General features: G+C 48.6%; 18 protein-coding genes. 6 read left to right on the top strand and 12 right to left on the bottom strand.

All coding sequences use genetic code 11. The features are described from left to right. Nucleotide 1: 1 nt before the first annotated feature. The 8 genes from pyrH to fusA form a co-directional block, all read right to left on the bottom strand. Nucleotides 2-721, bottom strand: coding sequence for a UMP kinase (gene pyrH, locus ACNI29_RS01215; RefSeq protein WP_419780379.1), 720 nt, complete (start codon nucleotides 719-721; stop codon nucleotides 2-4). A 418-nt stretch (nucleotides 722-1139) separates the two neighbouring features. Beyond that, entirely contained in the window at nucleotides 1140-1760 is a 621-nt protein-coding gene (gene tsf / locus ACNI29_RS01210) for a translation elongation factor Ts (protein ID WP_419780378.1), read from the bottom strand. Nucleotides 1761-1762: 2 nt separating this feature from the next. Then, nucleotides 1763-2545 carry a 30S ribosomal protein S2 gene (gene rpsB / locus ACNI29_RS01205; RefSeq protein ID WP_419780377.1) on the bottom strand — a complete coding sequence of 261 codons (783 nt, stop codon included), beginning with the start codon at nucleotides 2543-2545 and terminating at the stop codon, nucleotides 1763-1765. A gap of 307 nt (nucleotides 2546-2852) precedes the next feature. Further along, nucleotides 2853-3620, bottom strand: a complete 768-nt coding sequence (locus ACNI29_RS01200) for a fumarylacetoacetate hydrolase family protein (RefSeq protein WP_419780376.1) — start codon at nucleotides 3618-3620, stop codon at nucleotides 2853-2855. 78 nt (nucleotides 3621-3698) lie between these two features. Then, nucleotides 3699-5402 carry a ribonuclease J gene (locus ACNI29_RS01195; RefSeq protein ID WP_419780375.1) on the bottom strand — a complete coding sequence of 568 codons (1704 nt, stop codon included), beginning with the start codon at nucleotides 5400-5402 and terminating at the stop codon, nucleotides 3699-3701. Beyond that, nucleotides 5395-6114 (bottom strand): lysophospholipid acyltransferase family protein, encoded by a 720-nt coding sequence (locus tag ACNI29_RS01190; protein ID WP_419780374.1) that lies wholly within the window; start codon nucleotides 6112-6114, stop codon nucleotides 5395-5397. Before ACNI29_RS01190 ends, ACNI29_RS01195 begins: the two co-directional genes overlap by 8 nt. Nucleotides 6115-6400: 286 nt before the next feature. Next, a complete protein-coding gene (gene katG, locus ACNI29_RS01185; protein WP_419780373.1) occupies nucleotides 6401-8593 on the bottom strand; it encodes a catalase/peroxidase HPI in 2193 nt (730 codons plus the stop codon). A 175-nt stretch (nucleotides 8594-8768) separates the two neighbouring features. Further along, nucleotides 8769-10832 (bottom strand): elongation factor G, encoded by a 2064-nt coding sequence (fusA, locus tag ACNI29_RS01180; RefSeq protein WP_419780372.1) that lies wholly within the window; start codon nucleotides 10830-10832, stop codon nucleotides 8769-8771. A 202-nt stretch (nucleotides 10833-11034) separates the two neighbouring features. On the opposite strand from fusA, the gene ACNI29_RS01175 reads away from it, so the two are divergent. From ACNI29_RS01175 to ACNI29_RS01150, 6 genes are all read left to right on the top strand, one after another. Then, the gene (locus tag ACNI29_RS01175; RefSeq protein ID WP_419780371.1) at nucleotides 11035-11988 is read left to right on the top strand and encodes a ParB N-terminal domain-containing protein; all 954 of its coding nucleotides are present in this window, start codon (nucleotides 11035-11037) and stop codon (nucleotides 11986-11988) included. 1 nt (nucleotide 11989) lies between these two features. Then, nucleotides 11990-13090: an SPL family radical SAM protein gene (locus ACNI29_RS01170; RefSeq protein WP_419780370.1), complete on the top strand. Its 1101-nt coding sequence runs from the start codon at nucleotides 11990-11992 to the stop codon at nucleotides 13088-13090. A 264-nt stretch (nucleotides 13091-13354) separates the two neighbouring features. Next, a complete protein-coding gene (locus ACNI29_RS01165) occupies nucleotides 13355-13597 on the top strand; it encodes a hypothetical protein (protein WP_419780369.1) in 243 nt (80 codons plus the stop codon). Nucleotides 13598-13849: 252 nt separating this feature from the next. Next, on the top strand, nucleotides 13850-14122 hold the full coding sequence (locus tag ACNI29_RS01160; protein ID WP_419780368.1) for an SHOCT domain-containing protein: 273 nt from the start codon (nucleotides 13850-13852) through the stop codon (nucleotides 14120-14122). 66 nt (nucleotides 14123-14188) lie between these two features. Continuing rightward, nucleotides 14189-14659, top strand: coding sequence for a hypothetical protein (locus ACNI29_RS01155; RefSeq protein ID WP_419780367.1), 471 nt, complete (start codon nucleotides 14189-14191; stop codon nucleotides 14657-14659). A 131-nt stretch (nucleotides 14660-14790) separates the two neighbouring features. After that, nucleotides 14791-15537: a substrate-binding periplasmic protein gene (locus ACNI29_RS01150; protein ID WP_419780366.1), complete on the top strand. Its 747-nt coding sequence runs from the start codon at nucleotides 14791-14793 to the stop codon at nucleotides 15535-15537. A gap of 95 nt (nucleotides 15538-15632) precedes the next feature. Here ACNI29_RS01150 and ACNI29_RS01145 read toward each other — a convergent pair whose 3' ends face one another. From ACNI29_RS01145 to ACNI29_RS01130, 4 genes are all read right to left on the bottom strand, one after another. Beyond that, nucleotides 15633-16154, bottom strand: a complete 522-nt coding sequence (locus tag ACNI29_RS01145) for a hypothetical protein (RefSeq protein ID WP_419780365.1) — start codon at nucleotides 16152-16154, stop codon at nucleotides 15633-15635. 280 nt (nucleotides 16155-16434) lie between these two features. Further along, entirely contained in the window at nucleotides 16435-17604 is a 1170-nt protein-coding gene (gene metK / locus ACNI29_RS01140; protein WP_419780364.1) for a methionine adenosyltransferase, read from the bottom strand. Nucleotides 17605-17730: 126 nt separating this feature from the next. Next, a complete protein-coding gene (gene panC, locus ACNI29_RS01135) occupies nucleotides 17731-18579 on the bottom strand; it encodes a pantoate--beta-alanine ligase (protein WP_419780363.1) in 849 nt (282 codons plus the stop codon). 114 nt (nucleotides 18580-18693) lie between these two features. Beyond that, nucleotides 18694-20742: a cache domain-containing protein gene (locus tag ACNI29_RS01130; protein ID WP_419780362.1), complete on the bottom strand. Its 2049-nt coding sequence runs from the start codon at nucleotides 20740-20742 to the stop codon at nucleotides 18694-18696. Between the last annotated feature and the right edge of the window lie 188 nt (nucleotides 20743-20930).

The following is a 20930-nucleotide window of genomic DNA, read 5'->3' as shown; positions in this document are numbered from 1 at the left end:
ATTATCCTCCGTGAACAATTGTTCCGATCTTCTCACCTTTAACAACCCGTTCGATATTTCCTTGCTCGAAAAGGTTGAAAACAATGATGGGCATGTTGTTGTCCATAGCCAGTGAAGTGGCTGTGGAGTCCATAACGCCCAGTCTCTTCTCCAGAGTCTCAAGGTAGGTGATAGATTCAAATTTTACAGCATCATCGTACTTCATCGGGTCTTTATCATAGACACCGTCTACTTTGGTAGCCTTGATGATAGCTTCGGTCTTAAGTTCCATGGCCCTGAGTGCTGCTGCGGTATCGGTAGTGAAGTAAGGGTTACCGGTACCAGCGGCACAAATTACCACCCTGCCTTTTTCAAGGTGGCGTACGGCCCTGCGGCGAATATAAGGCTCAGCTACGGCCTGCATGGGGATGGCGGACATGACTCGTGTATCACATCCCAGCTTTTCAAGGGCATCCTGAACAGCAAGCGCGTTCATGATGGTAGCGAGCATACCCATGTAGTCGGCGGAAGCGCGGTCCATGCCTTTTGCAGAATCAGACATGCCGCGGAAAATATTACCGCCGCCGATGACCAGTGCGACCTGAAGTCCTTTTTTGGCAACCTCTGCAATTTCGCCAGCAAACTGGCTGATTGCTGAAGGCTGGATACCGAACTGCTGGTCGCCTGCCAATGCCTCACCGCTGAGTTTGATCATTACCCGTGAATAGCGCAACTTGTCCATAGTTTCTCCCGTTTTTCCGCGGATCTTATCCGGTTATGAGTAGATTATTGTGCCGGCAGTTAAATTTCTGGCGCGGGAGGGGAGTTCCCCCCTGGTGCCGGCTGTAAAATAATGTCGATTATCCGTTACCTTTCACTCGCCTGATACTACCAGAAATTCTCGCTTCCAGTAATCATCAGGCTGAAATTACCCCTTTAAAAAGCTCAAACCCATACGGACGTGTCCGTATCGATTTGAGCTTAGAAAAATATCCACCGCTGAACTTCCTGTATATCTTGCAGGTGAGTTCGTTTTCGCGGTTTTCCGGCGCTGTAGGGAGTAACTTGTATCTGTTTCAATTGAGACCTTGGTAGGAGTTCGTCACCTTGTTAAAAAAGGGACAAAAAAAACGGGCCTTGCGGCCCGTTTTAATGAAGTCTTATTTAGCTTCGCTTTCGTCGGCTGCTGCTTCCGCGAGGTTGATGCGGGCGAAGCGACCGATCTGCATGTTCTCGCCGAGAACAGCAATGGTGTCGTTGAGGAGGTCTTTAATGGTCTTCTTGTCGTCCTTGATGAAAGGCTGTTCAAGAAGGCATACTTCTTTGTAGTATTTGTTTACACGGCCTTCAACGATCTTTTCAGCGATGTTTTCAGGTTTGCCTTCGGCAATTGCCTGCTGCTTGTAGATTTCTTTTTCTTTCTCAAGCATTTCCTGAGGCAGATCTTCGGGCTTTACGCAAACAGGGCTGGTTGCTGCAACCTGCATAGCGAGGTCTTTGGAAAGCTGGATGAACTGTTCAGCTTTAGCAACGAAGTCGGTTTCACACTGAAGTTCAACCATAGCAACGAGTTTGCCGTTGCTGTGGGTGTAAGTGCCAACCAGGCCTTCACTGGTTGCGCGGCCTGCTTTCTTGGCAGCCTTGGCGAGACCTTTTTCACGCAGGTATTTGATTGCTTTTTCTTCGTTGCCATCGCATTCTGCGAGAGCTTTTTTGCAATCCATCATTCCTACGCCGGTTTTTTCGCGCAGGGCCTTAACCATCTGTGCGGTAATAGCCATGATTATTTTGCCTCCTGAGGAGTTTCTTCAGCTTTTTCTTCAGTTTCTACAGCTTTCTCAGCAGCTTTGGTTTCTTCAGCTTCCATAGCTTTGTCTTCCTTGCGGCGAGCAGCGCCTTCAAGGCATGCATCAGCCATGTGGGAAGCGAAGAGCTTGATAGCGCGGATAGCGTCATCGTTACCGGGAATGATGTAGTCAACCATATCGGGATCGCAGTTGGAGTCTACTACTGCAACTACGGGGATACCGAGTTTGCGGCATTCCTGAATAGCAATCTGTTCACGCTTGGGATCAATGACGAAAGCAACTGCGGGTGCACCGTTGAGATCCTTGATACCGCCGAGTGCGAGGTTGAGTTTTTTAACCTCACGACCCATCATTACGATTTCCTTTTTGGGGAAACGGTTGATAGTGCCGTCTTCGAACATTTCTTCAAGTTTCTTGAGGCGATCGATGCTTTTTTTGATGGTCTGGAAGTTGGTAAGAGTTCCGCCCATCCAGCGGTGAGTCACGTGGAACATGCCTGCACGGCTTGCTTCAGCAGCGATAGCTTCCTGAGCCTGACGTTTGGTACCGATGAAAAGGACTTTGCCGCCTTTTGCTACGTTGTCAGCGATGAAATCGTGAGCTTTGCGGAAAAGTTTTACAGTCTGCTGCAGATCCATGATGTGGATACCGTTACGTGCGCCGAAAATGTAAGGACGCATTTTGGGGTTCCATCTGCGGGTCTGGTGACCGAAGTGAACACCGGTCTCAAGCATCTGCTTCATAGTTACGTATGCCATAATTTCCTCCTGGGTTTTTCCTCCATTCCGGCGGTAAGAACCTGCAACCGTTGCAAGCACCCAAATTGAGGCCGGAATGTGTGATTTGGCTACGCACCATTACAGGTATTTACCTCAAAAGGCAACCTTTGGTGCGGGGTTTTTTGAAAAAATTGTATTCGCTAGAACGTATCCAACCAAATAGAAGACGAATTAAAAATATGGACGAGAAGCGAATTAAAAGGTTTTGGGCTTCTTAAGACCTTTGCAAAAGGCTTTAAGCCGCCGGAGGCGAAATTTTACCCAAAAAGTGCGAAGCGCATCAAATCTATTGAACCGGAGTCTTCAAAGAATCATCATCAACGACCGGGTTGCTGAGTTTGCCGACTCCTTCGATTTCCACTTCGACCCGGTCGCCCGCTTTCAGGGGGCCGATTCCCGGAGGCGTCCCGGTCAGGATTACGTCGCCGGGATTGAGGGTCATGTGGTGCGAGATATAGCTGACCAGCTCTGTCGGGCTGTGCTGCATATCGGCGATCGTTCCTTCCTGCCGCACTTTATCATTAACTATAGTTCGTATTCCAAGTCCGCTGACGTCGATATCAGTTTCAATGCAGGGGCCGATAGGGGCGAAAGTGTCGAAACCTTTGGCACGGGTAAAGAGGGTGTCCTTGCGCTGAAAGTCCCTTGCGGTAACATCATTGGCACAGGCATAGCCGAATATGAGCGGTGCGATGTCCTGCGGAAGTACGTTCTTTATTGTCTGGCCGATAACTACAGCCAGTTCCCCTTCATAGTCCACCTGTTGTGATGCGGAAGGGATGACAATTGCATCATTGTTGCCGATCACTGCAGATGGCGGCTTAAGGAAAATCATTGGTTCATCGGGTATCTTCATGTCCAGTTCGGCCGCATGGGCCTTGTAATTCAGGCCTACACAGACAATCTTCGACGGAACCACGATGGGCAGGATCACGCATTCCGAAGCCGGGATAGGTACAGAACCGGGCTGCCCGGTAACCAGACTTTTAAAATAGCCGTCTTGCAAAGTGGCGTAAAAAACTGTTTTGCCATGGCTGATCCTGTAAACTTTCATTTATTCTCCCGGTCAGAAGTTAGTGGCAGAAAGAAGAATAGCACAAAATTGAATTTCATTGAACAGTGGCTGCAATATTTAGAGTACGCACTTGTCGCAGTTGGCGTCGATGTCTTTTTCTTCATCTCCGGTCAGGGAAATTACCAGCGGGATAACAACTGGATCACGTCCCAGAACCTTGCGGAAAAAACGGCGCAGTGCGGACCTGATACGTTCTTTGAGCTTATTGGTGTGCCCTGGAGGGATGTTTTCAAAAACATCAAGAACAATACATTTTGCGTCTTCCAGCAGATGGGAATATTGCTGTTCGAAAACAAAACCCTTAGATGTGACTTTCGGTCCCTTAAGGATTTCACCGGTATTCACATCGACTACAAGAGCAACGATGACCAGTCCTTCTCCAGCGAGTAGCTGGCGTTCCTTGAGTACTGTCTGTCCAACATCGCCAACGCCTTTGCCGTCAACAAGGGTGCACTGCACGGGGACGTTTTCTTCAAAGCGGATGCCGTGCAGCAGGAAAGTTACCGGTTCGCCGTCTTCAATGACCAGCGAACGTTCCGGGGCAACCCCGGTCTCTACTGCAAGGCGTGAATGTTTGATCAGATGTCTGTATTCGCCATGGACAGGGATGAAATATTTGGGTCGTACCGTTTCCAGCATGGTACGCAGTTCTTCTCTATGCGCGTGGCCGGACGCATGGATGCCCTGTACTTTTTCATATAGGACTTCCGCACCCAGTTTGTAGAGTCTATTGATTACCCGGGTGATGGCTTTGGTGTTGCCGGGAATGAAACGCGAGGACATGAGTACCAGATCGCCTTCCTTGATGGAAAGCTGGCGGTGGTCTCCAGTGGAAAGGCGCGACAGGGAGGCCAGAGACTCGCCCTGTGATCCGGTCACCAGTAGAACTATTTCGTCGTCGCAGTAATCGGGCAGATCCGCAAGGTCGATGAGGGTTCCGCCGGGAAAGCGCAGCTTGCCCAGATCGCGGGCAAGGTCAATGTTGCGGGCAAGTGATTTGCCGCTGACTCCGACTTTTCTCCCGGTTTCCCCTGCAAGGTCGAAAATCTCCTGCATGCGCTGGATGTGGCTTGAGAACAGAGTCACCAGAATACGCCCTTCTGCTTCGATGAAAAGGTCGCGCATGGTGTTTTTGATTTCCTGCTCGGTCAGTGCATAGCCGTCCTGTTCCACGTTGGTGGAATCGGAGAAGAGCAGGGTAACTCCCGGTTCGGAAAATTTGCCGATAGCTTCGAGGTCGGTGGCATGTCCGTCCAGCGGATTGCGGTCTATCTTGAAATCGCCGGTATGGATTACCCTTCCGACTGGAGTCTCAATGCCCAGCGCGTACCCTTCAATTATTGAATGGCAGACCGGGAAAAAATTAAAATGCATATCGCCGAGTTTGATGCGGTCGTATGGTTTTACTTCGCGCAGATCGACGTAATCTTCGAGATTATGCTCGCGGAGTTTATTCTCAACCAATCCGAGGGTGAACTTGGAGCCGTAGACCGGAACATCAATGTAGGGGAGCAGCCAGGGCAGAGCACCGATGTGGTCTTCATGTCCATGGGTGAGTATGATTCCCTTGAGAATATTTTTTTGGGTCAGGATGTGGTCGAACCGGGGAATTGCGATGTCCACCCCGAAAAGGGCATCGTCTGGGAAAATCAGTCCGCAGTCGATGACCACCGCGCTTTCAGCGGTGTTAAGTATCATACAGTTGAGGCCGATTTCACCCAGTCCGCCCAGCGGGCATACAGTTAGCTGCGGATCATTCATCTTTCAGCTCCGCGTAGGCTGCGCCCATAACTTCTTCAAGCTGGTCTTTGAGCTTGTTTCGGTCACGGACTTTGTAGCCGGAAATATCGATCGGCGCGAGGGCCTTGATTTTAACTTCCTGAAAAGGATTCATCCATAAACTGTGTTTTTTGCATACCCGGTTTACACCGTACATGACCACAGGAGCGATGGGCTTTTGACATTTAAGGGCCAGAACCAGGCCGCCGGTTTTGAAGTCCATCAGGCCGTCTTTCTCGGGGGAAGGGTTGCGGGTTCCTTCCGGGAAGATAAGCGGGGAAAGGCCGCTGTTGGCAACGTTGATTGCGTTCTGGATGTCGCGCATTCCCTGTCTGCGGTTGTGTCGGTCGATTGAAATATGGTTTCCGGCGCTCATTGCGTGTCCGAAGACCGGAAAATCAAACAGGGATTTTTTGGCTACGAATTTGAATTCCCACGGAGCCAGATATTTGAATAACAGGGGAATATCGTAAAAGCTTTGGTGGTTGACCACGAATACGTATGTTTCATCTTCATCGAGTGCGCTAAGATCAACGCGGTTTGTGCTGGCACATAGCCAGACGACTACTCGGCCCCAGTTGCGTTCGCACCAGTGGCTGGAGGTCTGGTCGCGACCAATAATAGCAACGATGGAAAAGAATATCGTGGCCGGAAAAAATACAAGGTAGAAAAATAAAGTTCTTAGTAAGCTCACTGTGGTACTGGCGGTTAGACTGTTCAAGTAAAAAATATGTTTAAGGCCTGCGGTTTGTCCGTCCAGCCTGACAATCATTAATTAATATCAGATAAGCAACCCATTAAGTAGTTTAATTTTCCCCGCTGGACAAGGGGGCGAGGGAAAATAATGAAAATAGGCGTAAAGGCAGTTGTTCGGTAAGCCGAATGTTTTTTTGTTCATTGTGCGGTTATTTTAGATTTAGAAATAGAATAGCGGCGTATCGATTGTTACAGATACGCCGCTTTCTAGGTCAATGCAGTTGTTAGGCTAGATCAAAGCGGTCCAGATTCATGACTTTATTCCATGCAGAAATAAAGTCAGTCACGAATTTTTCCTGTCCGTCTTCGCAGCCGTATACTTCGGCAATTGCCCGGAGTTGGGAATTTGCTCCTAAGATCAGGTCAATACGGGTGGCTGTCCACTTGAGTTCGCCATTCTTCCGGTCACGTCCTTCGAACAATCCGGCCTCTTCGGATGTTGGTGTCCAAATTGTGCCGATATCAAGCAGGTTGCTGAAGAAATCATTGCTCAGGCACTCATGCTTGTCGGTGAAGACACCATGTTTTGAGCCGTCGAAGTTTGCACCTAGTACTCGCATGCCGCCGATTAGTACGGTCATTTCCGGCGCGGTCAGGGTCATGAGCTGAGCCTTGTCCACCAGCATTTCTTCAGGTGTTACCGAATATTTTGTTTTCTGGTAGTTCCTGAATCCGTCGGCAGCAGGTTCAAGCACTGCAAATGAATGTATATCTGTCTGCTCCTTTGTGGCATCGGTACGTCCCGGAGTGAAAGGCACAGTTACGCCGAAACCGGCATTCTTCGCGGCATGCTCCACTGCAGCGCAACCGCCCAGCACGATGAGATCGGCAAGGGATACTTTTTTGTTTCCGGAATTGCTGTTGAATTCCTGCTGTATTGCTTCAAACTTATCCAGTAATTCAGGCAGTCGCAGAGGCTGGTTTACATACCATTCCTTCTGGGGGGCGAGGCGGATACGTGCCCCGTTTGCGCCGCCGCGTTTGTCGGAATCGCGGTAGGTGGATGCTGAAGCCCATGCACAGCCTACCAGCTTGGAGACCGGCATGCCGGAGGACATTATTCTGGTCTTCAATTCCGTTATGTCCTGATCATCAATAAGCTCATGGTCCACAGTCGGGACCGGGTCCTGCCAGATGAGTTCTTCATCGGGAACCATTGAACCCAGATAGCGTACACGAGGCCCCATATCGCGGTGGGTCAGTTTGAACCAGGCCCGTGCAAAAGCATCGGCGAATTCTTCCGGGTTTTCATGGAATTTTTTGGCAATTGGTGCGTAGATCGGGTCCATGCGCAGTGATAAATCTGCGGTGGTCATCATCGGAGGGTGTGTTTTTTCAGGGTTATGCGCATCCGGCACGGTTTTTTTGGCTTCCGGATCGGTCGGATGCCACTGCCATGCTCCGGCCGGGCTTTTTTCCAGATTCCATTCGTAGCCGAAAAGGGTATCGAAATAGCTGTTGTCCCATTTAATGGGCGTGGGAGTCCATGCGCCTTCGATTCCACTGGAGATGGTGTCTTCGCCTTTTCCGCTTCCGTGACTACTTTTCCAGCCCAGTCCCTGATCTTCAATGGGAGCACCTTCCGGCTCCGGTCCCACAAGTGATGCGTCTCCGGCTCCATGGCATTTACCGAAGGTGTGACCTCCGGCAACAAGGGCTACGGTCTCTTCATCGTTCATTGCCATGCGTGCAAATGTGTCGCGTACATCATTGCCCGATGCCACTGCATTGGGTTCACCGTTCGGGCCTTCCGGGTTCACGTAGATCAAACCCATTTGCACTGCAGCCAGAGGGTTGTCCAGCTTGCGCTCGCCTTGATAGCGGTTGTCGCCGAGCCATGTGTCTTCATCGCCCCAGTAGATATCTTCTTCCGGTTCCCAGATGTCTTCGCGGCCCCCAGCAAAGCCGAAAGGCTTGAGGCCCATGGATTCGATGGCGCAGTTTCCGGCAAAGACCATAAGGTCGGCCCATGAAATTTTGCGTCCATACTTTTTCTTGATCGGCCAGAGGAGCCTGCGGGCTTTGTCGAGGTTTACGTTGTCAGGCCAGCTGTTCAGCGGTGCTAACCGCTGGCTGCCTGATCCGGCGCCACCGCGTCCATCGCCGATGCGGTAGGTCCCGGCACTATGCCATGCCATGCGGATAAATAAAGGTCCGTAATGTCCGTAGTCTGCGGGCCACCATTCCTGAGACGTGGTCATCAGTTCGAAAATATCCTTTTTGAGTGCTTCAAGGTCAAGCTTTTTGAATTCTTTTGCGTAGTTGAATTCATTGCCCATTGGATCTGACTTAGCGGAATGCTGATGGAGGATGTTCAGGTTGAGCTGATTGGGCCACCAATCTTTGTTCGTGGTTCCGCTTCCTGCAGTTTGACTAGCCTTATGTCCGGTCACCGGACATCTTTTTTCGTCGCTCATAATTTCGACTCCCGCTGCTAATAAGTTCACGATTTTTATATTGCTGTCACAATATCACTTATTTTCAGCTTAAGCCACGAGAGAAATGTTAATTTACAATATGTCTACAATAAAAAAGGCCGGAACATGAGTTCCGACCTTGGTAGATCAATCTTTATGGAGGTTCAGGTCTGTACTATTCTTCCTTACCTGCGTTGAATTCTTCTATTACTTTCTCAGCGATGGGCGGCGGGCACTCTTCGTAGTGGGAGAGTTCCATAGTGAAGGTTCCCTGACCACCGGTCATGGAGCGCAGGTCCGGTGCGTACTTGAGGATTTCGGACATGGGTACATGCGCCTTGACCTCGGTTACACCGGCCGTGGAGTCGGAACCGAGCACTTTACCGCGACGGGAGGAAAGGTCACCGATAATATCGCCCATGAACTCATCAGGAACTTCAACAACAACGTTCATCAGCGGTTCAAGCAGAGCAACGCCGGCTTTTTCGCAGGCTTTCTTGAAAGCCATTGATCCGGCAACCTTGAAGGCCATTTCCGAGGAGTCAACGGAATGGTAGGAGCCGTCATACAGAGTGACTTTGAAGTCAATGATCTGTGAACCGGAAAGGATACCTTTCTGTGCTGCTTCCTGCACACCTTTATCAACAGCGGGAATGTACTGCTTTGGAATTACACCACCTACTATGTTGTTGACGAATTCATAACCGTCACCTTTGGTTTGGGGCTCAAGCTTGATCCAGCAGTCGCCGAACTGTCCGCGTCCTCCGGACTGTTTCTTGAAACGGCCGTTGACTTCGGCGGAACCTTTGATGGTTTCGCGGTAGGGAACTTTGGGCGCGTTGAGCACGATTTCAGCTTTGTAGCGACGTTTTGCTTTTTCAACGGAGATTTCAATATGGTTCTGGCCCATACCGGAAAGCAGGATGTCGCCGGATTCTTCATCACGTGAAAGGCTGAGGTTGATGTCTTCTGCAAGAAGTTTCTGAATGGCTTGGAAAACCTTATCTTCGTCGCCTTTTTCCGCCGGGGAAAGAGCGAAGGTGATCAACTGCGGAGCAAGTTGCGGTTTTTCCATAGTGAATTTGTTTGCGTCATCGCAGAGGGTGTCGCCGGTGAAAGTTTCCTTGAGTTTGGCAAGGGTGATAATTGCACCGGGACCAGCGGCGGTCTTAAGCGGTTTCTGTTCCTTGCCGACCATAAGCTGGATGTTACCCATTCTTTCTTTAGCACCGGTATTGGTGTTGGTCAGGGTCAGGTCGCCGCTGACGGTTCCGGAAAGAACGCGGCAGACGGTAAGCTGTCCGGCAAAGGGGTCAGCGAGGGTTTTGAAAACAAAGCAGGCAGCAGGACCATCCGCTTTGGATTCGCGGGTTTCACCGTCTTCTCCCTGCCATGGAGCATGGACAAGCGGAGAAGGCAGATAGGTCTGGATCATATCCAACAGGAAAGATCCGCCCTTGTTTTCCAGTGCTGCACCAACGCAAACCGGGAACAGGCTGCGGTTCACAACACCGGCGGTAAGTCCTTTTGCGATTTCTTCAGGAGCGAGTTCGCCTTCTTCAAGATATTTTTCCATGAGATCTTCATCACTTTCAGCGATGTTTTCAATCATGGTTTCACGCAGAATTTCAACTTCATCTGCGATATCGGCGGGGATATCTCCCTTGGCAACTTTTCCGTCCTCTTCGAACAGATAAGCCTGACCGGAAAGCATATCTACAACGCCTTTGAAATTTTCCTTGATTCCGATGGGATAATACAGCAGTACGGGGCTGATGCCGAGTGAAGAGTTCAAGCTGTCGAAAGCAGAGTCGAAGTCTGCGCGATCTCGGTCCATCTTGTTGATGTAAATAACAGTGGGGAGGTTTGCTTTTTCTACTGCTGCCCATGCTTTGCGCGAAAGGGGCTTGACTCCGTCCACGGCGTCAATGGTAAAGACAACGCCGTCGGACGCGGCTAGAGAGTAGGGCAGGTCACCGCAGAAGTTTGCATCGCCCGGAGTGTCGATAAGATAATGGTCGTTTTTGTCCCACTTGTATCCGGCGAAACCGGACTGGATGGAACCGCGGCGCTTAATTTCTTCAGGTTCGGTATCAAGGGCGGTAGTACCTTCCTCAATTTTACCGAGTCTGTCGATGACGCCAGCATTAAAAAGAATCATCTCGGCGGTAGAGGTTTTGCCACAACCGCCGTGGCCCACAAGTGCAAAAGTCCTTTGGTTTTGTAAAGCTTCAGACATTCAACAACTCCGTTTCTCTGAATGTTCACAGCCGGGACCGATGACCCGGCTTGTACAGGTCTAAAGGTGCAACTTATAATTCTTCCTAATAATCCCTATAGGTACAGCCCCGCTAACATGTCAAGCGTAGATAAATAATTAAATCTCGTGCATAAACAGTAGTTGAGCACGACCTGATTCCGTTTTACGGAGGTTATACAAATTGAGTAATCCCAGTATTTGCAGTGTTTCCCCGGTGGAAATAGATTGTTCCGGGTCATGGCTTCTTCACCCGGAATCCCCGGCAGAAAACCTGATTCTTTCGTTCAAAAAGCACGGACAGCTTATTCCGGTACTTGCAGTACAGGAATCCGGTAAAACCTTGTTAATCGCAGGCAGGGCGCGGGTTTCGGCAGCTTCCAAGCTCGGAATGGACGTATTGGTCCGTTATATAGATGCTTCTGATGATATTTCAAAAGCGGTGTTACATCTTGAAGAAAATAGCGCACGTTCGACAGATGAATCATTAAAGCTGGCGACTATGCGTTATTTAAGCTCCCGCCTCGATGCTTCCGAATTAGTAAAAACTGTCGCTCCGTTACTCTCTATCAAGCCCAAATCCCGTGATATGAAATTCTGGATTGATTGGATGGAGCTTGAGCCGGAGTATGATGAATTTTTGAGGCTCGGTCATATCCCTTTGGCCGCTGTTTCTGTACTTTCCAAATTGGATGAAGTTGACCGTGCTGCGCTTTGCAGGTTTTTCGAGAAGCTGAGCTGGTCCCGGTCCAATGCGGTTAACTTTCTGACTTGGCTCTATGAGACTTCACGTCGTGAGAACAAGACCGTCAGTGAGTTGATTTCCGCACCTGAATTTGAATCTGCAGGTGAAAGTGAATCCCCCAAAGATGCAGTGGGCCGTTTCTGCAAAGCGGCAAAAGAACTGCGCTATCCCAAGCTCAGCGAGCTGGAGAAGATGCACAACAAGATCGTTTCCGAGATCTGTGCCGGAACCAAGTGGCGGGTAGAGCCTGTGGGCAGCTTCGAGACCGGTGAAGTGATGATTCAGACCCGTTTCAAGAATCGCGAGATGATGCAGAAAGCCATGGCTGATCTGGAATCAATCGCTAAATTCAACGGCTGGGAAGATTTATTTGAGCTTGGTAGGGATAAGTAGAATGAGTAATGAATTCATACTTCCTGCCCATCTTAAGGGAATAGAAAAAATATACATAGACCGGTCCATGCAGGATGTCCCGCTTACCGGGCGCGTGCTTTCGCGTATGCCGGATCTCCCGGTGGCGATCGTGGACCCGGATAATTTTCCGCATGGCGAGCTGGGCGGCAAGCAGTCCCTGTACCTCAAAGAGTATAAAGGCAAATTCCTGCGCTTCTGCCCCGGAACCCGCTACTACCATTGTTGCGGATACCGGATCATCCATATCGGTGAAGGCTGCCCCATGGCCTGCTCTTACTGTATTCTGCAGGCTTACTTTCAGGACAATGTGCTTAAGGTCTGGGCCAACCAGAATGACCTTTTTGATGAGCTGGGCAAGGCTTTCTCTGCCGACATCTCCACCCGCTATCGTGTTGGAACCGGAGAGTTCACCGACTCCCTCGCACTTGAAGCTGTTACCGGATACAGTCGTGATCTGGTGGAATTTTTAGGCGACTATTCCAATGTCTGCCTTGAGCTTAAGTCAAAGATTATCGACCTTTCCTGGATGGACGTGGTCAAACGTACCGATCGTCTGCTTCCGGCATGGTCGCTCAATGCTCCGTTTGTAAATGAACATGAAGAGTTTGGGGTTTCTACGCTTAAAGAACGTCTTGAAGCTGCCCGCATCTGTGCAGAAGCAGGGTTCCGGGTCTGTCTCCATTTTGATCCCATCATTCGCTTCGACGGTTGGCGTGAGGGCTACGCGGAAATCATCGATATGATTTTTGATTATGTAAAGCCGGAGCAGATAGCCTATTTCAGCCTCGGGTCATTCAGACATATGCCTCACCTCAAGCCGATCATCGAGCAGAATTTTCCGGAAACTACTTACATCTATGATGAATTTATTACCGGCAATGATAACAAGATGCGTTTACTGCGTCCTCTGCGTTTGCGCCAGTTCAAATTTATCGTCGACCGTCTGCGCAAGCACGGCATGGATAAGCAACTCTACTTTTGCATGGAATCTACCGAGAACTGGCAGGACGTCTTCGGCTACACCCCTAAAGATCTGGGTGGGCTCGGTAAGCATCTCATGCGGCAGGCCTTCAACGATTAATGTGGTTTGGCGATTTGGTTATGACGTTAAAGTCCCGCAGCATTGAAAAATGCTGCGGGACTTTTTTATGTGCGGCGGCGAACAGTTTGCACAAGAAAATAAATGGATGCACATATTGTCTTAATTGGTGCAGATAATTGCATATATAAATATTTAGTCAATATTAACGATATGTTAAGTGTTTTGCTAATCGTCGCTAATTAAACATTTTTTCCGCTCTGGCATGTCGCGTGTAATTCTATTTTGAAAACTGTGAGGTACAAAATGGAATTATACAATATGACTGTCGATGTGTTTCAAACCCTGCTTTCCAACGAAATGATGGAAACCCTTCTCTGGATTTTGTTTGTGCAACTGGCTTTTGCTGTAGCTGTAATCTGGTCCGCTATACGTCTTTTTCGTAAGTCTGCAGACGAATCCGAATTCTCATCTGCATTTTATATCCAAAAAAAGCATTACGGATTAAGTGTGATGGATGATCGGCCTTACGATTACCTGAAGCATTAGTGGGTGGGTTATGATTACTATGAATGAAGTTTTTGCGTTAATGTGTTTTCTGTTTTTCGCTTACCACGCACTGTTTTCAGGGGTATAGATTTTTGTGCAGAACAATTTTTTGTGCAAATTTTAGTATTCGGTTGTAAAACTATTTGCACGTTAGTTTTCTGTCTTTTATTTAACTTGTTGATATTGTAGCTTAAGTTGCATGGCATGAGATATGCTTTGATACATGTAACTTTAAATATACGAGGTAAAGAGATGGAATTTATCAGTGCAATGAGCAATTGGTGTAGCGGACCAGGATTCGGTTACGGTGCAGGGTATGGAATGGGCAGCTGGATGCCTTTTCATTTCGGCGGCATACTACAGTTGATTGTGATCGGTCTGATCATTTATTTCACTGTGCGCATGTTTCGCAGGCCTGATACCTGGCCGGGGACTCCGTCCGCTTATGATACCCTGAAAAAGCGTTATGCAGCAGGTGAAATTGACGAGGAAACATACATTCGCATGAAGGATGAATTGAAGTAAGGCATAATCTGGTTTGATTCGTTGTTAAACTTGGTGTAATAACTCGATTAAAGGGGGATTATACCAATGTCCTTACAAGATTATAAAGTCCGAATTGACCGCCTGCAAGAAGGGCTGGGCAAGGCTTTTGTTGAAAATCCGTTTATCCTGAACATTCCGGGCAAATCCATCGCGCTTAAGGTGGACCCCTATTACTACGTGGCGTTTGAACCTGCATTTTCTGAGAATTTAAGTCGGTTTGCTGTCATGCTGCCCAAGAATGTACGCGAAACACTTGTGCGCACAGGTAATCTGGTTACTGAGCAGGAGAGCAGAAATCCCATTATCAAAATTCGAATGAAGTGGAATGAACGTTCATACGCTATGAATGTCTGCTTTGTGGAATCCGGCTTTATTGATCAGGCTTTGAAAATATATGCCGGGGTTAAAGAAGAAGTGGGCCTTTCTGAAATTCGTATCCTTGAGTCCGAGCGAGAAAGGCTGGAGAATTTTTTCGGCGAGCGTACACTGCTGAAAAGTGTCGCTTTTGTTGATTAGTCCTGCGTGTTGTCGTGGGGATTGATAATTTTTTGAAATATAATAATAGATAAAATAAATCTCTATTTAAGAGGTCGTATCGAAGCATTGTTTAGTTAAAGCATGGCTTACTCTTGGATTCGGAGCAAAAGATGAAATTTATACAGGTTTTGTTTGCTGTTTTCATTTTTGTTTTCCTTCCTGTTTTTGTTTTGGATAGTGAAGCCGATACCTATCGGGTTATGCGCTATGCCGAATCTTTCCCGCCTTACTATTTTTCAGAAGACCATCTCCAGAAAGGTATTGTTCAGGATATCTTTTCCGCTATTGCCCGTGAAACCGGGGATACTTTCGAGTATGTTCGGGTTCCGTATAAACGCGCGCTTTATAAATTTGATTCAGGGGCCATTGATATTGAACCCATGGCTAATCCCGAGTGGAGGAAAAATGCCGCAGTCCTAGGATGTTACAGTCTCCCGTTTGCTGTCTCTGAACAGGTCGTTGTGTACAACGCAAAGCATTCGCTCTCCACGGGGTCTCCCGAAGCTCTGCTTGGGCAAATAGTGGGAGCCGTTATGGGCTATACTTATCCTGTCTACGGGCCCTATTTCGCTGACGGGCGCATCAAAAAGTATGAACTGCACAATGAAGCCAAGTTGATTGAGATGGTGCTTGCTGACCGTTTGCATCAGGCGGTTATGAATAAAGATTTTGCATTGTATATGCTTAAGATACACGACGCTAAGGGGGAGCTGGTTGTGAGTGATCCCTGCAATACCGTGGATATGATGATCCGGGTTCATCCCAGCAAGAAGGACGCACTGCCCAAATTCAACAAGGCGATTAAGAAGCTGTTGGCAGACGGTACAATTGAGAGAATCTATGACCAGTACCGTTAAGGGCAGCCGTAAAGCTTAAGTCCATACAAATCAAAAAGCCTGTCAGAGTTTAAACTCTGACAGGCTTTTTGATTTTATATCGCGAAAAATTAGTTCTAGCGGGTCTGACTCTTGGGACAGGTGTCTTCGAGGTAACAGACTTCACAGCCGCCGGAGTACGGGAATGGGGTGAATACTGCGTACTGGCGGTTTACAGTACCTTCTGCGTTCCATGTCAGGCCGAGGGATTCGAATGCTTTGAGCACTTCTTCGCCGGGCTTGGGTAGCGGAGCACATTTACCTTCTTCCAGTTCAGGAATCAGGGACTGTGCAGCGGACATGACCAGAGTGATGGCAAGGTTGTGGTGAGCAAGGCCTTCGGTGGGTGTTTCCTGCCATACTTCTTCAACTGAATCTTCTACTTCTTTTTCGAGGTAGAGCAGCAGGAAGTCGGTGCCTTTGGCGTCTTCGGGCTGTTTCAGAGTGTAAGCCTTAAGGTGAGGTTCCCACTTGTTCCAATGTTTTTCGAGGCTTTCCATGAGGGAATGCTCGATGCGGTTGGAGCCGTGCAGTTCGGCAAAATAGAAAATATTGAATTCCGGCTGCGCCTTTGCTTCAACGATTTTAAAAGCACTCATATTGTATATCTCCTGACTTGCGTTCTGGGTTGGTGAACAGTTTCTTTACCCGCTAAAACGTAATGTCTCAAGTCTAAAAGTCCACCTGCAAAAGTATATTTTCTAGAATCATGCGGTGAAAGATGATAAAAGGTTTTGGGATTCTTAAACCCTTTTGCAAAAGGGCTTAAGTCGCCGGAGATAAAATTTAATGACTAAAAAGCGCAAAGCGCATCAACTAATAAGAAAGCCCCGGAAACCTTCTGGTTTCCGGGGCTGAGTGTACTTGATTCAGATCTGCTTAGATTTTGCAAGCAGTTCTGAGATCGTCTACAGCGTCGGTTTTTTCCCAAGTGAAGTCGGGGTTGTTGCGACCGAAGTGACCGTAACAAGCGGAAGGCTTGTAGATGGGGCGACGGAGGTCAAGACGCTCGGAGATGTAGTAGGGGCGCAGGTCGAATACTTCCTTGACAGCTTTGGTCAGGGTTTCATCGGATACTTCGCCGGTACCGTGGGAGGTTGCCAGAATGGAAACAGGCTCTGCAACACCGATTGCGTACGCAACCTGAACTTCTGCGCGCTCGGCAAGGCCGGCAGCTACGATGTTCTTAGCGATGTAACGGGCCATGTATGCGCCGGAACGGTCCACTTTGGACGGGTCCTTACCGGAGAAGGCACCACCACCGTGGTTACCCATACCGCCGTATGTGTCGTTGATGATCTTACGACCGGTCAGGCCGCAGTCACCCATAGGTCCGCCGATTACGAAACGGCCGGTGGTGTTGATGTAGATTTTGGTTGCATCGTCAACCATATGTTCAGGCAGAGTCGCCAGAACAACTTCGCGCTTGATGTCTTCGTAAATCTGTTCCTGCTCGATGCCGTCATCGTGCTGTGCAGCGATAACAACGTCTGCGATGCGGATGGGCTTGCCATCGAGGTATTCGAAAGCAACTTCAGTTTTTCCGTCAGGACGGAGGTAATCGAGAGTTGCGTTTTTGCGGACTTCGGTCAGTTTGCGGGAAAGCTTGTGGGACCAGTAAATAGGAGCAGGCATGAGAGTGTCGGTTTCTTTGCATGCGAAGCCGAACATCATACCCTGGTCACCAGCACCCTGGCTTTCAGGGCTGTTACGGTCAACACCCTGTGCGATGTCAACGGACTGTTTATCGATAGAAGAAATAACAGCACAAGTGTCAGCGTCGAAGCCCATGTCGGAGTGAACGTAGCCGATTTCACGGATGGTATCACGAACGATAGCGGGGAAGTCGGCGTATCCGGCAGTGGAGATCTCACCGGCGATGAATGCCATACCGGTTGTTACCAGAGTTTCACAAGCGACGCGGGAGTTAGGGTCCTGCTCGAGAAGGCAGTCGAGAATTGCGTCGGAAATCTGGTCAGCCACTTTATCTGGGTGACCTTCGGTTACTGATTCAGAGGTAAAAAAGTACTTGCCTTTGCTGCTGATCATTTAAAAGTTCCTCCTGGAATTAATTAGCGGGGTAAATGTAGTCCGAAACCGTTTTTCGGTAACCCCCCGAAATATATAGTTCGAGATCACTATATAAATAAATTTGCATATAAGAATGAAGTCACCTTACACTTTTATGAGCAGATTGTCTATCAATCTTGCCTTGCCAACCTGCACAGCTACCGCACAAAGTGCAGAATCTCCCACATTCTTGAGGATATTGATATTTTCCGGGTGTACAATTTCGATATAATCAATACTGCTGCCGGGAATGGTTTCAGCGTAGAAGTCAGCTAGATCCTGTTTCAGTCTTGCTGTGTCGGATTCTCCGGAGGCAACTTGGGCGCGCATTTTCTGCAACCCTTTCTGGATATTGGGGGCTGAGGCCTTTTCTGTCTCGGTCAGGTAGACATTGCGGGAGCTGAGTGCCAGACCTGATTTTTCACGCACAATTTCATGCGCTTGTACATCGACAGGAATATTCAGGTCGCGGACCATCCTTTTAATAACAGCCAGTTGCTGCCAGTCCTTCTGTCCGAAAATAGCAACATGAGGCAGGGCGGTCATGAAAAGCTTGGTGACTACGGTAGCCACTCCCCGGAAATGAACGGGCCGTGATTTTCCGCACAGGTTTGTTGCAAGGTCGGGAACTTCCACCCACGTGCTGTGGTCGTCGAAGTACATGTCATCACGAACCGGGGTAAAAAGAATGTCTACGCCGTGTTCTTCTGCGAGTCTGGAATCGCGCTCCAGATCGTGGGGATAGGCGTCGAGGTCCTCATTTTCCCCGAACTGCGTCGGGTTTACAAAGAGGCTGACAATAAGCACGTCACACTGTTTACGGGCTGCATCCATAAGGCTCAAATGCCCTTCATGGAAATATCCCATGGTCGGCACCAGACCGATTTTTTTACCCTCACTGCGAAGCATGAGACAAAGATTCTGAAGTTCCTGCGGATTGCTGATTGTTTCCATTTTTCAAACCCTGATAATCGGTTTTGCCAGCCGAAGCGTGGAATCCGGCTGCTATTAATTGATGGAAGACCGGGAAATCCGTTTACGCTGATCAGTAATCTCTGTCTATAGCAATTAAACCCGCACCCGCACAACACAAAGCACATCATTTTTGTAGCTTCCGTCACGTTTGTATTCACGGTATCCGGCAGAGTGGGCGCAGCCGACAGCATAGAGCACCCCCTCGTCTTCAAGAAGTTTTACTGTGGATTCACCCTCGTTCAGGTTTTTGAAATCGGGATCAAGTTTGATTACGTCTCCTGCTTTATGTTCCGGGTTTGTGCTGGAGATTAATTTGCCCTGCGGTTCTAGAAACATCCCTTCGGCGCCTTCCAGAATCTCGCCCTGTGCGTCGCGGGGGAGCACGTCGCTGAGCATGGCTTCGAATTCCGGTTCGGAATCAAAGACGATTCCGATACCGCCCAGCACGTGTGATGAATCTTCGTGTTCGGTGATGGATGTATTATATATGTATGTGTAGCGATCGCGACCTTCTGTGGCGTAGAGGTCGGTCTTGAAGAAGTCGGACACGCAATAGAGCTGTGAATCAGTGATGCGCAGTGCTTCGTTGACGTATCCGGCATTCAGGGTGCGGCCTTCCTTGGAGTATTCTCCAGTACTGGAGCAGGCGATGATTTTGCCGGACCGGTCATAGATGAACAGGTTGGTGTAAACCGTATAAAGACTGTTGATGTAGCCCAGAATTTTACGCATCTTTTCTCGGTCTGCGTTTTCTATTTCTCCTTTGGCGAGGATGCTTTTGAAATCAGAAGTCAGTGCCCACCAGCGGCAGTCGTTGGCCCGCTCGTAGAGGTTGCGGTCCATGATGTCGATGGCCAGCCGGGCCAGAAACTGGGTTTCGTGCAGTCGGGAAGCAGTTACAAGTTTCAGCAGACCGTTGGTGGAACGCTGAAAAACATTCTGGACCTGATCACCAATCTTTTTGATCTCATTAAGTATATGCGGCAGGGCACGTCCTTCCATCTGTTCAACCTGGTTAGGTTCGATACATTTTTTGGCGGCCATGATTTCGCCGTTCTGAACCACCAGTTCAAGGTCGGAAAGGACATTCTCGGATGATTCTTCCACATGGGTAAGTCGTGCCGAAAAGTGAGCTTTGTCCCGGATGGTGTTGGCATCAAGTGAACTGTCACTGCTGCTGTCGAATGCTGTCTCCAGCTTCTTTAAGACGTGTCCGTACCATGTTAGCCCTAAAAACCCCTGATATCCTTTAGTTCTAACTGTTTTGGAAAGGTAGGTTGTTCCGTCGATGTTTACCAGCTGAAAGTCTTCATCCAGTGCCATTGAATAAATTCTGCCTGCAGGGGCATTGTTGCTGTCACTGGAGGCAATGGCATATCCTTTCTCATCCATAACCATAAGAATGGTATCATTGGAGAATTCCGCAAGGTTGTTGAAGATCCCTTCCATTTCCCCGGCAAAGTCGAAAATAAGGCAGAGAATGCCAAGTATCTCTCCTGTTTCTGGGGACTTGATGGCCTGCGAATAGATCAGTACTTTTCCCGCACCGGGAGCCAGATCGCTTTCACGGTATGTTTCCACATAATCTTCAGCTGAGAAAGTCTCTTCGATTAAAGGGTCTCTTGAAACGTTGATCTTGTTGTTCTGGTCAAGATGGGCGCAGACCCTGCCTTCAGTGTCCAGTACGATTATTTCATTGTATACGGTGTACTTTGCCCGATATTCCCGCAGTCTTTCTTCAATTTCAGATACTTCGTGCGCTGTCCGTTCGTAGTTTTCCAGAAAACGTACCAGATCGTCGTCCGTGGCGAGGAATCCGACATCGGCAGTTCGTTCAAAGAGGTTTCTTTTAAGTATGTCGATAACAACCTGCGCAACAGAGGAAACTTCCTGTACGACTTTATGGGTGTTCTCTTTGATGAGAATTTCGATCAGGGTCTGCTTCAAACCGGAGAAATTATCCTGAGTCTTGATAATGAAATCAATGAGGGTCTGGGCTATGCGGCTACAGTTAATTTTACCTGTCATGGTCGCCATGGTCCACTGACGGTCCAGCCTGGTAAGTCTTTTCAGATAGTTGGAGGTGTCCGGCATGGCCTGCAGGAGGGACTTCTCATGTTTCTCTATTAACTCGGGATTCATTTTTTCTCTCGCTAAATAACAATAAAGTTTAAAATTAAACTACAATTTTGAATTCTTGTGTAGTCAATTGCAAAAAATGTGCAATATGTCTGGATTTGTCTTGGCAATAATGCTGTGAGAGATCTTTATTGTCGTAAATTGTTGTTGCAAGACGCAGTTTTGGGTTTGATTTACATCTGTTTTTAGAG

The organism is Maridesulfovibrio spiralis (SeqCode), assembly GCF_048571135.1.
Taxonomy (GTDB): Bacteria; Desulfobacterota; Desulfovibrionia; order Desulfovibrionales; family Desulfovibrionaceae; genus Maridesulfovibrio; species Maridesulfovibrio spiralis.
The sequence above is the reverse complement of the archived record's forward strand: the minus strand, read 5'-3'. Positions and strand labels throughout refer to the sequence as shown.

Bases quoted from the DNA above. Each gene is read 5' to 3' on its own strand.
- ACNI29_RS01165 (WP_419780369.1), top strand. From the start codon at position 13,355: ATGGAATTATACAATATGACTGTCGATGTGTTTCAAACCCTGCTTTCC.
- ACNI29_RS01200 (WP_419780376.1), bottom strand. From the start codon at position 3,620: ATGAAAGTTTACAGGATCAGCCATGGCAAAACAGTTTTTTACGCCACT.
- pyrH (WP_419780379.1), bottom strand. From the start codon at position 721: ATGGACAAGTTGCGCTATTCACGGGTAATGATCAAACTCAGCGGTGAG.
- ACNI29_RS01130 (WP_419780362.1), bottom strand. From the start codon at position 20,742: ATGAATCCCGAGTTAATAGAGAAACATGAGAAGTCCCTCCTGCAGGCC.
- panC (WP_419780363.1), bottom strand. From the start codon at position 18,579: ATGGAAACAATCAGCAATCCGCAGGAACTTCAGAATCTTTGTCTCATG.
- metK (WP_419780364.1), bottom strand. From the start codon at position 17,604: ATGATCAGCAGCAAAGGCAAGTACTTTTTTACCTCTGAATCAGTAACC.
- fusA (WP_419780372.1), bottom strand. From the start codon at position 10,832: ATGTCTGAAGCTTTACAAAACCAAAGGACTTTTGCACTTGTGGGCCAC.
- ACNI29_RS01150 (WP_419780366.1), top strand. From the start codon at position 14,791: ATGAAATTTATACAGGTTTTGTTTGCTGTTTTCATTTTTGTTTTCCTT.
- ACNI29_RS01160 (WP_419780368.1), top strand. From the start codon at position 13,850: ATGGAATTTATCAGTGCAATGAGCAATTGGTGTAGCGGACCAGGATTC.
- katG (WP_419780373.1), bottom strand. From the start codon at position 8,593: ATGAGCGACGAAAAAAGATGTCCGGTGACCGGACATAAGGCTAGTCAA.
- ACNI29_RS01170 (WP_419780370.1), top strand. From the start codon at position 11,990: ATGAGTAATGAATTCATACTTCCTGCCCATCTTAAGGGAATAGAAAAA.
- rpsB (WP_419780377.1), bottom strand. From the start codon at position 2,545: ATGGCATACGTAACTATGAAGCAGATGCTTGAGACCGGTGTTCACTTC.
- ACNI29_RS01195 (WP_419780375.1), bottom strand. From the start codon at position 5,402: ATGAATGATCCGCAGCTAACTGTATGCCCGCTGGGCGGACTGGGTGAA.
- tsf (WP_419780378.1), bottom strand. From the start codon at position 1,760: ATGGCTATTACCGCACAGATGGTTAAGGCCCTGCGCGAAAAAACCGGC.
- ACNI29_RS01155 (WP_419780367.1), top strand. From the start codon at position 14,189: ATGTCCTTACAAGATTATAAAGTCCGAATTGACCGCCTGCAAGAAGGG.
- ACNI29_RS01145 (WP_419780365.1), bottom strand. From the start codon at position 16,154: ATGAGTGCTTTTAAAATCGTTGAAGCAAAGGCGCAGCCGGAATTCAAT.